The sequence below is a fragment of the Hymenobacter sp. BT559 genome, from assembly GCF_017571525.1.
Lineage (GTDB): Bacteria > Bacteroidota > Bacteroidia > Cytophagales > Hymenobacteraceae > Hymenobacter > Hymenobacter ginsengisoli.
In genome coordinates, this window is record NZ_JAGETY010000002.1 from 251,645 (window position 1) to 264,338 (window position 12,694).

9 protein-coding genes are annotated in these 12,694 nt (G+C 61.3%); 4 read left to right on the forward strand and 5 right to left on the reverse strand.

The window, feature by feature from the left end; translation table 11 throughout:
- The first annotated feature begins 149 nt into the window (after positions 1-149).
- Positions 150-1,991, forward strand: a complete 1,842-nt coding sequence (locus tag J4D99_RS03690; protein ID WP_208130360.1) for a beta-N-acetylhexosaminidase — start codon at positions 150-152, stop codon at positions 1,989-1,991.
- Between the two features lie 151 nt (positions 1,992-2,142).
- Here the strand turns inward: J4D99_RS03690 and J4D99_RS03695 are convergent, their stop codons facing one another.
- Positions 2,143-3,159 (reverse strand): LacI family DNA-binding transcriptional regulator, encoded by a 1,017-nt coding sequence (locus J4D99_RS03695; protein WP_208130361.1) that lies wholly within the window; start codon positions 3,157-3,159, stop codon positions 2,143-2,145.
- A 312-nt stretch (positions 3,160-3,471) separates the two neighbouring features.
- On the opposite strand from J4D99_RS03695, the gene J4D99_RS03700 reads away from it, so the two are divergent.
- The 3 genes from J4D99_RS03700 (at position 3,472) to uxuA (ending at position 7,461) form a co-directional block, all read left to right on the forward strand.
- Positions 3,472-5,331 (forward strand): glycoside hydrolase family 2 protein, encoded by a 1,860-nt coding sequence (locus J4D99_RS03700; RefSeq protein ID WP_208130362.1) that lies wholly within the window; start codon positions 3,472-3,474, stop codon positions 5,329-5,331.
- A gap of 42 nt (positions 5,332-5,373) precedes the next feature.
- On the forward strand, positions 5,374-6,195 hold the full coding sequence (locus J4D99_RS03705; protein ID WP_208130363.1) for an SDR family oxidoreductase: 822 nt from the start codon (positions 5,374-5,376) through the stop codon (positions 6,193-6,195).
- Between the two features lie 93 nt (positions 6,196-6,288).
- On the forward strand, positions 6,289-7,461 hold the full coding sequence (uxuA, locus tag J4D99_RS03710) for a mannonate dehydratase (RefSeq protein ID WP_208130364.1): 1,173 nt from the start codon (positions 6,289-6,291) through the stop codon (positions 7,459-7,461).
- Between the two features lie 101 nt (positions 7,462-7,562).
- On the opposite strand, the gene J4D99_RS03715 is transcribed toward uxuA, so the two are convergent.
- The 4 genes from J4D99_RS03715 to J4D99_RS03730 form a co-directional block, all read right to left on the reverse strand.
- On the reverse strand, positions 7,563-9,656 hold the full coding sequence (locus tag J4D99_RS03715; RefSeq protein ID WP_208130365.1) for a glycoside hydrolase family 97 protein: 2,094 nt from the start codon (positions 9,654-9,656) through the stop codon (positions 7,563-7,565).
- Between the two features lie 26 nt (positions 9,657-9,682).
- The gene (locus J4D99_RS03720; protein WP_208130366.1) at positions 9,683-10,252 is read right to left on the reverse strand and encodes a hypothetical protein; all 570 of its coding nucleotides are present in this window, start codon (positions 10,250-10,252) and stop codon (positions 9,683-9,685) included.
- Between the two features lie 167 nt (positions 10,253-10,419).
- The gene (locus J4D99_RS03725) at positions 10,420-11,619 is read right to left on the reverse strand and encodes a glycoside hydrolase family 130 protein (RefSeq protein ID WP_236018515.1); all 1,200 of its coding nucleotides are present in this window, start codon (positions 11,617-11,619) and stop codon (positions 10,420-10,422) included.
- Positions 11,620-11,742: 123 nt separating this feature from the next.
- A complete protein-coding gene (locus J4D99_RS03730) occupies positions 11,743-12,693 on the reverse strand; it encodes an MBL fold metallo-hydrolase (protein WP_208130367.1) in 951 nt (316 codons plus the stop codon).
- Between the last annotated feature and the right edge of the window lies 1 nt (position 12,694).

Genomic DNA, 12,694 nt, shown 5'->3' on the forward strand with positions numbered 1-12,694 from the left:
AGCTGGCCCGCAGCGGCGTGCAGGCACCGACTGCTAGCCCTATTGCCAGCCCGTCACTACTGCATCAGGCGAATACCAGCCGCGCATGATGTTCTTTTGATGCCCAGATAGCCAATATTTCCATCCTTCTTCCCCTGCTTCCACTCGCTATGCGGCTAAAATTCCCCTCCGCGCTGCTCGTTGCCCTGGCTCTGGCTAGCCCCGCCGCGGCCCAAACCCCTAGCCTGAGCCTAGTGCCGCTGCCGCGCAGCGTGCAAACTTCGGCCGGCATCTACGCGCTGCCCGCCAAAGTCAGCATCTACGCCGGCACCGCCGATGCGCGCAACGTGGCCGAGCTATTGCGCGAGCAGCTGGCGGCGCTGGGCCGCACGGCTACGCTCACCAGCAGCGCCGCCGCGGCTCAGATTCGGCTAGGGCCCGCGCCGGCCGGCACCAGCCCCGAAGCCTACCAGCTGACGGTAGACAAGGGCGGGGTGCGCATTGCGGCGGCCAGTGGCGCGGGCCTGTTTTACGGCGCCCAGACGCTGTTGCAGCTGCTGCCCGCCAAGGCCACGGCGGGCGCGGTGCGGGTACCGTTCGTGCGCATCCAGGACCAGCCGGCCTTTGGCTGGCGCGGCGGGCACCTCGACGTGAGCCGGCACTTCTTTTCGGTGGCGTTTATCAAAAAATACATCGACCTGCTGGCCGCCTACAAGCTCAATACCTTTCACTGGCACCTGACCGACGACCAGGGCTGGCGCCTCGAAATCAAGAAATACCCTAAGCTGACCGAAATCAGCGCCTACCGGCCCGAAACCATTATAGGTGCCCAGCAGCAACTAAAAAAAGAAGACTTTAAATTCGACGGCACGCCCTACGGCGGCTACTACACCCAGGAGCAGGTGCGGGAAGTGGTGGCCTACGCCAAGCGCCGCTACGTCACCATTGTGCCGGAGATTGAGATGCCGGGCCACTCGGTGGCCATCCTGGCGGCCTACCCCGAGCTGGCCTGCCGCCCCGGCCCCTACACCGCCTGGACCATGTGGGGCGTAAATGAGGACATTGTGTGCCCTAGCGAGGCCACCATCACGTTTTTTGAGAATGTGCTGGCCGAGGTGAGCCAGCTGTTTCCGGGCCGCTACGTGCACATAGGGGGCGACGAAGCCCCTAAAACGCGCTGGAAGGAAAGCCCGCTGGTGCAGGAGCTTATGAAAAAGGAAGGCTTCACCGACGTGGAGCAGGTGCAGGGCTGGTTCAACCGCCGCATCGAGAAGTACCTGGCCAGCAAGGGCAAGAAGCTCATCGGCTGGGATGAGATACTGGAAGGCGGCATCTCGCCCGGCGCCACCGTGATGAGCTGGCGCGGCGAGAAAGGCGGCATCGAAGCGGCCAAGCAAGACCACGACGTGGTGATGACGCCCACCACCTACGTGTACCTCGACTACGGCCAGAACCCGCAGCCCCACAGCCCCTACGAGCCCCTGATGATAGGTGGCTACCTGCCCCTGACCAAGGTATACAGCTATAACCCGCTGCCCGCCGAGCTCACCGCCGCGCAGCAGCGCCACATCCTGGGCGTGCAGGCCAACCTGTGGACCGAGTACGTCACGACTCCCGAAAAGGCTGATTACATGCTCTTTCCACGCATGCTGGCCGTGTCGGAAGTAGCCTGGACGCCCGCCGCCCAGCGCAGCTACGCCGACTTTGCGCCCCGCCTGGGCCAGCAATACGCCCGCCTCGACGCCAAGAAAGTGAACTACCGGGTGCCCGAGCCGCTAGGCCTCGACAGCACCAGCCAGGTGGTGCAGGGCGGCAAAGCCGTGTTCACGCTGCGCTCGGCGGTGCCCGGCGCCCATATCCACTACACGCTCGACGGCAAGCTGCCCGACGAAACCACCGACCGCTACACCAAGCCGCTGGCCGTGCCCACCGGCCGCCGCCTCACGGTGCGGGCCGTGGCCATCGCGCCCAACGGCCGCCACAGCGCGCCAGTGGAGGTGCTGGTGAAGTAGCCAGATACCATTGGGGTGAGTAACTAAAGAGCGTCCTGCGGAGCTTGTCGAAGCCTCTCTTACAAACGATGCCCTAGCGGCGCGGGAGAAGTGCTTCGACGAGCGCAGCAGGACGCTCTTTTGAGGGTCATAGCTGGCTGGTCTTCGGCTCCTACTCCGTAGCCGTGCTCCGGCGCTGCACCAGCTCCGAATCTAGCACCACGCTCTGGCTGGGCAGCACGGCGCGCTTTTTCTCCACAGCTTGCAGCAGGATGCGGGCGGCCTCGTAGCCGATATCGTGGGCGGGCTGGGTAATGGTGGTGAGCGGCGGGTCGAAAAGCGAGACGCTTTCGAGGTTGGAAAAGCCCACTATTTTGATGTCTTCCGGGATGCGGCGGCCTAGCTGCTGGCAGGCGTGGTAGGTGCCCACGGCCAGGCGCTCGACCGAGGCAAAAATGCCATCGATGTCGGGGCGGCTACGCAGCAGCTCCTCAATGAGCTGCACGTTGCGCTGGTTGTCTATGGTGCCGGCGAGCACGAGGTCGGGGTCGTAGGGACGGCCGTGGGCCGCCAGGGCATCGAGGTAGCCCTGGTGGCGGTTGTGCCCGATAGATAGGCTATTGGAAATCAACAGATGTGCAATGTGCTGGCAGCCGGCTTCGAGCAGGTGCTCAGTGGCCCGGTAGCCGCTCTCATAGTCGTTGGTAGTAACCCTGGCGGTGGCAATTTCGGTGCGCACGCGGTCGAAAAACACCAGCGGAATATTGGCGTCTTGGAGGCTTTCGAGGTGGGCAATATCCTCGGTGCCACTAGCTACCGACAGCAGAATACCATCGACGCGTCCGCCCTTGAGGTGCTGAATAATAGCCGCTTCGCGCGCATAATCGTCGTGGGTGAGGTAGATGAGCACGTGGTAGCCACTTTGGCGGGCGGCCTCCTCAATGCCGTTGATGGCGAGGGCAAAGAAGTGGTTGGTAACCTTCGGGATGACCACGCCGATGGTTTTGCTCTGGTTGCGGCGCAGGCTGCTGGCGTAGGCGTTGGGCTCGTAGCGGAGCTCGGCGGCCAGGGCGCGCACCCGCTCCTTGGTGGCGGCCGATACTTCGTGGCTGTCTTGCAGGGCGCGCGAAACCGTGGCGATAGACAAACCCAGCTCCTCAGCCAAATGCTTGAGGTTCACATTTTTCATGGCAACAGCAACAGGTAGAAAGCAACAAGAGCGCAGCAACGCGGGCGTAGGTAAGCCGGCCATTATTGCCGAGCAAATTAAACACCTACCCTAGCCACCCTGGCCTGGCAGCCCCGGCTATCGGAAACGTTTACGTAAATAAACCCCATCCGGAAGCCGGAACAAGCTGGCAACAGGCTGTACTTCGCAGAGCAGACTGCCGCCGTGGCCCGACCAGAACGCCGACACTTATTCCACTCTTACTGCAGCTGCTTGTCATTGCGAGGGCCGGGCAATGGCGGTCGGCGCGCGCTCACTCTCCTTTTCCCACCTATGCTTTTCCGCTCTTGGCACAGCCTGTTGGCTGCCCTGCTGCTAGCCCTGTCTTTTGGCCCCAGCGTCCAGGCCCAGTCGGGCCTCATCCAGAATGCGGCGGCCCGCCGTGTGCTCAGCCTCAACGGCAGCTGGAATTACATCATCGACCCCTACGAAAACGGTTTCTATGACTACCGCCGCGAAGCCTTCGACCAGTCGAAATCGGGCAAGGGTGGCTACTACGACAACCAGAAGCCCAGCAACGCGCAGGAGCCCGAGCTGATTGAGTACGACTTCGACCACTCGGCCGCCCTGCAAGTGCCCGGCGACTGGAACTCGCAAGACCCCAAGCTCTTGTATTACGAAGGCACCATCTGGTATAAGCGCAATTTCAAGCTGACGCCCACGGCCGGCAAGCGGTATTTCCTGTATTTCGGGGCCATCAACTACGAGGCGCACATCTACCTCAATGGCAAGAAGCTGGGCATGCACCGCGGTGGCTTCACGCCCATTCAATTTGAGGTGACGGGCAAACTGGACCCTAGCGGCGACAATTTCGTGGTGGTGAAGGCCGACAACACCCGCCACGCCGACGCCGTGCCAACCATCAACACCGATTGGTGGAACTACGGCGGTATCACCCGCGACGTGTTCATCGCCGAGGCGCCCGGCACCTTCATCAAGGACTACAAGGTGCAGCTCGCCAAAAACGACCCTAGCACCCTTATGGGCTACGTGCAACTGAATGGCGCCGGCCGCGCCGGCCAGACCGTAACGCTGAACATCGCCGAAGCCGGCCTCAAGCAAACCCTAAAAACGGACACGGCCGGCCGCGCCACCTTCCGCTTCCCGGCCAAGAAGCTGAGCTTGTGGTCGCCCCAAAACCCCAGGCGCTACGTCGTGAGCCTGGCCAGCGGCAGCGACGTGGTGCAGGACAAGATTGGCTTCCGCACCATCCAGACCAAAGGCCAGGACATCTTGCTGAATGGCAAATCGACGTTCCTGCGCGGCATTTCCATTCACGATGAAAACCCACTCATCCCGGGCCGGGCCCGCGGCGAGGGCGACCTGCGCATGCTGCTCACCTGGGCCAAAGAGCTGGGCTGCAACTACGTGCGGCTAGCCCACTACCCGCACAACGAAATCATGCTGCGGCTAGCCGACGAGATGGGCCTGCTGGTGTGGGCCGAAGTGCCGGTGTACTGGACTATCGCCTGGGAAAATGCCGCTACCTACCAAAACGCCGAAGCCCAGCTCTCCGACCTCATTTCGATGGGTAAAAACCGGGCGAGCATCGTGGTGTGGTCGGTGGGCAACGAAACGCCGCTCGGCGACCCGCGCCTGAAATTCATGACCAGCCTCGTGAAAAAAGCCCGCTCGCTGGACGACACCCGCCTCGTGGCCGCCGCCCTAGAAGTGCACCGCACGCCCGACGACGTGATGCACGTGGATGACCCCCTGGGCGAGTACCTCGACCTGACCAGCTTCAACGAGTACGCCGGCTGGTACTGGGGCGGCGCGCCGAGCGAAATCACGAAATACAAATTCGATATCAAGTACAACAAGCCGGTGATGATTAGCGAGTTTGGCGGCGATGCCCTGGCCGGCTACCACGGCGACGCCAACACCCGCTGGAGCGAGGAATACCAGGAGGCGCTCTACGTAAACCAGCTCAAGATGCTGGGCACCATCCCCGGCCTGCGCGGCATGACGCCCTGGATTCTGACCGACTTCCGCGCCACCCGCCGCCAGCACCCGGTTTATCAGAATGGCTTTAACCGCAAGGGCTTGATTTCGAACACCGGCACGAAGAAAAAGGCTTTCTACGTGCTGCAGGAATACTACCGTCAGCAGGCCGTCAAATACGGCGAAAAATGAGCATGGCGGGCGATTGAAAAATACTACATTACCTCAGTATCCATGTCTTCCCTGACGCAATTTTCCTTACGGGATAAAGTCATTGTTATCACCGGCGCTACCGGCGTGCTAGGGGCCTCCATGGCGCTGGCCGTGGCCGAAGCGGGCGCCAAAGTAGTGGTGATGGGCCGCGACGCCGCGCGGGCCGAGGCGCGGGCCAGCGCCATTCGGGCGGCGGGCGGCGAGGCGCTCGTCATCCTCGCCGATGTGCTCGACACTGCCCAGCTTGAAGCCGCCCGCGACCAGATACTCGCTACCTGGGGCCGCATCGACGGGCTGGTGAACGCGGCCGGCGGCAACATGCCCGGCGCCACCGTGAGCCCTAGCCAGGATTTATTCGACGTGAGCATCGCCGACACGCGCCGGGCCGTGGACCTCAACCTGTTTGGCACCGTCATTCCGACCACCGTTTTTGGGCGCGTGATGGCCAGCCAGGGCCGTGGCTCCATCATCAATATCTCCTCCATCACGGCGCAGCGGCCACTTACGCGGGTGCTCGGCTATACGCTGGCCAAGAGCGCGATAGAATCCTACACGCAGTGGATGGCCGTGGAGCTGGGCCAGCGCTACGGCGGCAAAATCCGCATGAATGCCATCGCGCCCGGCGTCTTTCTCACCGAGCAAAACCGCTCTCTCATGCTCGAAGCCGACGGCGCCCTCACCGACCGCGCCCGCAAGTTTATCGCCAACACGCCCTTTCAGCGCTTCGGCGAACCCGAGGAGCTGACCGGCACGCTCATCTACCTGCTCAGCGATGCCTCTCGCTTCGTAACCGGCGAAACGGTGCTGGTCGATGGCGGCTTCAATGCCTATAGTGGCGTGTGAGCCAGTGCTTTTCTTGCCTTCAACTCGCTTACTCTTCAGCTGTCCTTGCGAGCGCAGCGCGGCAAGGACAGTTTTTTACTAACTGACTAAAAAATGGCTCTTCTCCAAAGCTGGCGCTGGTTTGGCCCTAGCGACCCCGTAAGCCTGGCCGACATTCGGCAAGCCGGCGCGACCGACGTAGTATCAGCCCTGCACCACATTCCGAACGGGGAGGTGTGGCCGGTGGCTGAAATTCAAGCGCGCCAGGCGCTCATTGCCGAGGCTGGCCTGACCTGGAGCGTGGTCGAAAGCGTGCCGGTGCACGAGAATATCAAAACCCGCACCGGCAGCTTTCAACAATACATTGCTAATTATCAACAGTCTATTCGCAACCTGGCGGCCTGCGGCATCTACACGGTCACCTACAATTTCATGCCCGTGCTCGACTGGACACGCACCGACCTAGCGTTTCCGGTAGCCGATGGCTCGCGGGCGCTGCGCTTCGAAAAGGCGGCCTTCGTGGCCTTCGACACGCTGCTGCTGCGCCGCCCAGCCGCGGCGCACGACTACTCGGCCGATGAGCTGGTCCGCGCCCAAACGCGCTTTGCCCAGATGAGCGACGACCAGCGCCAACTACTGCAGCGCAACATCATTGCGGGGCTGCCGGGCAGCGAGGAAAGCTTCACGCTAGGCCAGTTTCAGGCAGCACTAGATGCCTACGAGGGAATCGACGCAGAGAAATTGCGCCAGCACCTTATCCTGTTTTTGCAGGAAATAGTGCCGGTGTGTGAGGAAGTGGGCGTGAACCTGGCCATTCACCCCGACGACCCGCCCTACCCTATTTTGGGGCTGCCGCGCGTGGTGAGCACTGCCGATGATGTAGCCGCGCTGGCCGAGGCGGTGCCGTCGCTGCGCAATGGCTTGTGTTTCTGCACCGGCTCATTTGGGGTGCTGGCTGATAACGACCTGCCGGCCATGGTGCAGCAGTTTGCCGAGCGCATTCACTTTATTCACCTGCGCAGCACCCAGCGCGATGCCGAGGGCAACTTCTACGAAGCCAACCACTTGGAAGGCGACGTGGATATGCCCGCCGTGATGCGCGAGCTTATCCAGATAATGCGCCAGCGCCAGGTGCGCCTACCCATGCGCCCCGACCACGGCCACCAGATGCTCGACGACCTCCATAAAAAAACCAACCCCGGCTACTCGGCCATCGGCCGCTTGCGGGGGCTAGCGGAATTGCGGGGGTTGGAGCTGGGCATCAGCCGCAGCTTGAGGGCTAACTAAACACCAACTAGCTTTCGATTAATCATTTAGCAACTAAAAACGTCTGTCAGGCTGAGCTTGCTCAGCCTGACAGACGTTTTTAGTTAGGCGTTAGGCCACCTTTACTTGCCCACCGGCTTGAAGCTGATGGCCGCGCCGCCGCCCGCCGCCAGCTTCAGCACGAGGGCCGACTTGCTGGTGACGACCTGCTTAGTAATCTGGTAGCTAGCGGGGTTTTTCTGCCAGTCAGCACCTTTGCCATCGGCGTAGATAGTGGCTTCGTAGCGCTGGCCGGGGGTGAGGAAGTCGAGCTTGACGGGCTGCTGGCGGGCGTTTTCGTCGGTGATGCTGCCCAGGTACCACTCGTCTTTGCCCTTGGCGCGGCGCACCGTCGTGATATAGTCGCCGGGCTCGGCGGCCAGGATGCGGGTGTCGTCCCAATCAACGGGCACGTCTTCAATGAATTTGAAGGCGTCGAGGTAGGCGTTGTAGTTTTCGGGTAGGTCGGCGGCCATTTGCAGGGGCGAGTACAAGGTCACGTACAGGGCCAGCTGCTTGGCTAGGGTGGTGTGCACGCGGCGCTTGCCGGTGGGCTCGTAGTTGGTGAGCTTGAAGATGCCGGGCGTGTAGTCCATCGGCCCGCCCATGAAGCGGGTGAAGGGCAGTATCGTCTCGTGCTCGGGCGCGTTGCCTTCGCTGAAGGCGTTGAACTCGTTGCCGCGGGCCGCCTCGCAGGCTAGCCAGTTGGGGTAGGTGCGCTGCAAGCCGGTGGGCCGCACCGACTCGTGCATATCGACCATAATGTGGCTAGCGGCCGTTTTTTGGGCCGTGCGCACGTAGTGGTTCACCATCCACTGGCCGTCGTGGTGCTCGCCGCGCGGGATGATTTTGCCCACGTAGCCGGTCTTCACCGAGGTGTAGCCGTGGTCGTTCATGAACTTGTAGGCGTCCTCCTGGCGGCGCTCGTAGTTGGTGGCCGAGCCGCTGGTTTCGTGGTGCATGATGATATTTACCCCCCTAGCGGCGGCGTAGGTGCGCAGCTCATCCACCGCAAAATCGGGGTAGGGCGTCACGAAGTCAAACACCTCTTCCTTCCAGTTATTGACCCAGTCTTCCCAGCCCACGTTCCAGCCCTCGACCAGCACGCCGGGGATGTGGTGGGCGGCCGCGAAGTCGATGTAACGCTTCACGTTGGCGGTGTTGGCGCCGTGGCGGCCGTTGGGCTTGAGCTTGTTCCAGTCGGTGCCGGCTAGCTTGATATTGGAGGTGTCGGCGTAGTTCCAGCCGGCCTTACCGGTTTGCATCTCCCACCACACACCCACAAATTTCTGGGGCTTAATCCAGCTTGGGTCAGCGATGGTACTGGGCTCGTTGAGATTGAGAATGAGCTTGCTGGCTAGCACGGCGGGGGCATTGTCGGCCACTACCACCGTGCGCCAGGGCGTGTGCTCGGGCGCTTGCAAGTAGGCCATATTCCCCACAGCATCGGGTACCAGCTCGCTGCTCAGGCCAATCGTTTTGGTGTCTACGTGCAGCATCATGGCCGGGTAGTTGACCAGCGCCGCCTCGTGAATGTTGACGTACAGCCCGTTATCGGCCTTGAGCATGAGCGGCGTTTGCACCCGCTGGGGGGCGGCGCGCTCCTGAATGGGCTCGATGGGCGTGGTGTTCACGGCGCTCAGCCGCGAGGTGGTGTAGGCATACTCGTTGGAGTCGAAATCGCCCGGAATCCAGAATGCTTTGTGGTCGGCGGGCAGGTTGAACTCGGTGCGCTCGCCGCTCACCACGAAGTAGGTGAAGCCCGCCTGCTGCGGCCACTCGTAGCGAAAGCCCAGCCCGTCGTCGAACACCCGGAAGCGCAGTACCACCCGGTGCCCGACCGGCGCGGCCTGCTGCAAGGTCACGGCCAGCTCCTGGTAGTGGTTGCGGATGGTCTTGGTTTCGCCCCACACCGGCGTCCAGGTATCGTCGTGCTGGCTGCTGTCGATGCGCGCCACCATCAGGCCCTTCGCAAAGCTGGGCTGGTTTTTCACGTCTATGCCTAGCCCGCTAGGCTTGAGCACCGTTTTGGTGCCGTAGTTCAGCTGGTACGTGGGCTCGCCGGCCGCGCTCAGCACGAAGGTGAGCGCCAGTTTGTGGTTGGGCGAGTGGATGGTTTGGGCGTGGGCATCTACCGCAACAGCGATACCTAGGACGAATAAAAATGCTTTAGTCATTATTAATTCAACTGCGACGAAACTGGCTAGCGTGTCGCTTGTACTTTTTCAAATGAGATTCCTCCTCTTACAGTAAGAGAAAGTCGTTGGCCTTCTGAATAACTGGGCAACTGCCGCACGTACTGCTCAAACCCGTCTGCCTCGAAAAACAAGTCTCCGTTCTGCAATTCGACTTGCCACTTGGTTGCGCGAGGAAATGCTTCGCCTCTATCAATCTCCTCCAACCGATTTATATCGGATATCTCCATTTCAGGAGATAGCACCAAACTAGTTTCCATTTCAAAGTGAATGTTAAGTACATTCTTGAAAACCAATGTGCAAGGCGCTACCCAGAAGGTATAATGAGTAGTAGGAGGCTCAGGGTTATTCCACTGAAAAATGTAGTCGATGTCTAGCATCAACTCGCTTTCCTTAGTATCAAAGTCGCTGGTAAGACTCAGGCCATAGATGACGCTATCGTGCCAGCCCATCGACTCAAAGTCAGCGGTGCTCCACAAGGTTTTTTCTAAAGCGTATTTCTTCACGGCAATTACAAGTGAATTACAAAGCCGGTTATGCTGAGCTTGTTTACCTACTATCAGCAATGTCAGTGTCACTTCTGAAAACTCGCCTTTCGCGCTAGCTAAAGTAAAAGTACCGCTAACACTCTTTCGTGGCAGGTTTCTCAGGCATTAGCACTACATAATCAAACAGCCGCTAAGCAGACTAATAAGTCAGCCCAGCGGCCATTCAGCAACCCATAAGCTGCACCATATGCCCACCCCTACTCCACTGACCGGGTGGCTACCGCGATTTTAGAATCGGCGGTGCCGTAGTACAAAAACCACGTGGACTTGAAGCGCGCCAGGCCTTCGAGAAAAACGACCTGGTTGACCTGGCCGGTTTTCTCATACGGCTTGTCGGGGCGCATGAAGTAGGTGTCGGTGCGGCGCAATAGCCGGCTAGGGTCGTCTTTGTCAAACAGAGCTTGGGCGGCGGTGTAGGTGCCTTCGGGCAAGGATTTGTCGCCGATAGCGGGCACGTTGCGGCTATTGTAAATGAGCCGGATGCCCTGGTTGGTAAGCATGGCCGGCGGCCCCGGCTCCACTAGGTCGCTGTCGAACCGGCCGGCGCGGGTGGGCAGCACCACTTTGAGATGGGGCAGCGTGCGGGCCTGGGCGCGCAGCGGCACGGGCGGCTTTTCGCCGGGCGCCATTTCGAGGGGCGTCCAGTGAATGAGGTCGGGAGAAGTAGCTAGCCAGAGCTGAGTATCGCCCCAATACATCCAGTATTTCCCCTTGATTTTGGCGGCTACGATGCGGCCATCGGGCTCGTAGCGCGACACGATGGAGCCCGACTTGCTCCACTTATCGAGGTACTGGCCGCCGAAGACGCTGCCGTACTTGGTCCAGTGCCGCAGGTCGGGCGAGGAGGCCACGTGTAGGCGGGCCAGCTTGCCGTCGTAGGCGGTGTAGGTCATGTAGTAGGTGCCGGTGGCGTCTTCCACCACGCGGGGGTCTTCGATGCCGCCGGGCCACTCGTAGAGCTTTTGCGCGTCGTTGGCGGGGTAAAGCACGGGCTCCTTTTCGCGTACGAAGTGCACTCCATCGGTGCTGCTGGCCAGGCCGATGCGCGAGGCTTTACCGAACGTCCCAATTTTATTCTCGGCCCGGTATAGCATGTATACCTTGCCCCCGCGCACTACCACGGCGGGGTTGAACACGTCCTTCTCCTCCCACCGCACGGGCTTTTTCAGGATGGGGTCGAGGAACTGGCCCACCGGGCTAGGCCCCATAATGGGATTGGAACTGTCTACTTTGGTGAAGCCCAGCAGCGCCCAGCTAGGGCCGGTGGCGGCAGTATCGGCCGGGGCGTTAGTGATAGACGCGGTGGTAGTAGCATCGGGGCTGCCGTGGCAGCCAACCAGCAGGGCTAGTGCGGTAGCAGAGCCCGCAAGCAGAATAAACCCAGGGGAGAAGCGCATAGAGCGGACAGATATTGAGCAAGATAGGCACGCCGGCTGTGGCACAACGGTCAAATCCCCTGTCTTTTTCCGCCGCAGGTGCCCTACCCTAAGCTCAGCAACCAGTTCTTCAATAAAGCCACGTTAAAAGTTTATCATCCGCCCTTGCTCTGGAAAAATCAGCCGCAGCCCCAGCGTATTATCGGCGGTCAGCTGCGCTTTTATGAGCGCTTCATTCCCTGGCGAAGGCTTCAGGTGGGTAATAACGACTGGCAGCCCGCGCACGACTGCCGGGCCCGCTAGCCCTGCCAGCACCCCGAGCTCGCGCAGCAGCAACGCCGGCGTGAGGTGGCCAAAAAGCTGTGTGGGCGGCTGGGCATTTGGGTAAGAAGCCTCGATAAAAACAGCCTTGAGCTGCCGGGCCTGCACCAGCGGCACCAGGGCTAGCCAGAGGTCATGCAGGCAGTGCGCTTTCTCTATTTCGTCGGCGCCAGTGTCGCCCAGGTACAGCAGGTAGCTAGCCCCGCTGCGCACCAAAAAGGCCGTGCTCTGCATGCCCGGGCCGTGGCTGAGCGGGAAGGCGCGCACGCTGAGCGGCGTGTTTTCAAGGGCCGTTTCCTGGCCTGGCACCAGGGTTCGCAGCTCGTATTTATGGAGCGCGGGCGGCGGACCGCCATTGCCGAAATTGGGCCAGGCGCGCCAGTTGAAATAATCCTGCTGCACGGTGGCCAGGCAGCTGGCTAGCCCATAAATGGGCTTGGCAGCATCGTCGGGGGCATTGAGCAGCAGGCCGGCCACGTGGTCGAGGTGCGGGTGCGAGAGGCAGTAGCCCTTGATGCGCTGCCGCAGCACTTCATCGACGGAGGCCGCGAACGCGTGGCTAGCTACGGCTTTTTCGACGCCCGGCCGCAGGCTGCCCGCATCGAGGCAGATGTAGTCGGGGCTGCCGGCCGCTGCCACCAGGTAGGCCGAGAGGTTGCCCTCAGCCAGCCCACCCTTCACCCCTAGCGGCACCACGCTGAAGGCGGGGCTAGCAGACTGCGCCCGCGCAGACCACGATACGCAAAGCACCAATAGAAGTAGCAGCTGCCGCATG

Coding starts and splice junctions, on each gene's coding strand:
- J4D99_RS03700 (WP_208130362.1), top strand. CDS start 3,472: ATGCTTTTCCGCTCTTGGCACAGCCTGTTGGCTGCCCTGCTGCTAGCC.
- J4D99_RS03730 (WP_208130367.1), bottom strand. CDS start 12,693: ATGCGGCAGCTGCTACTTCTATTGGTGCTTTGCGTATCGTGGTCTGCG.
- uxuA (WP_208130364.1), top strand. CDS start 6,289: ATGGCTCTTCTCCAAAGCTGGCGCTGGTTTGGCCCTAGCGACCCCGTA.
- J4D99_RS03715 (WP_208130365.1), bottom strand. CDS start 9,656: ATGACTAAAGCATTTTTATTCGTCCTAGGTATCGCTGTTGCGGTAGAT.
- J4D99_RS03705 (WP_208130363.1), top strand. CDS start 5,374: ATGTCTTCCCTGACGCAATTTTCCTTACGGGATAAAGTCATTGTTATC.
- J4D99_RS03725 (WP_236018515.1), bottom strand. CDS start 11,619: ATGCGCTTCTCCCCTGGGTTTATTCTGCTTGCGGGCTCTGCTACCGCA.
- J4D99_RS03690 (WP_208130360.1), top strand. CDS start 150: ATGCGGCTAAAATTCCCCTCCGCGCTGCTCGTTGCCCTGGCTCTGGCT.
- J4D99_RS03695 (WP_208130361.1), bottom strand. CDS start 3,159: ATGAAAAATGTGAACCTCAAGCATTTGGCTGAGGAGCTGGGTTTGTCT.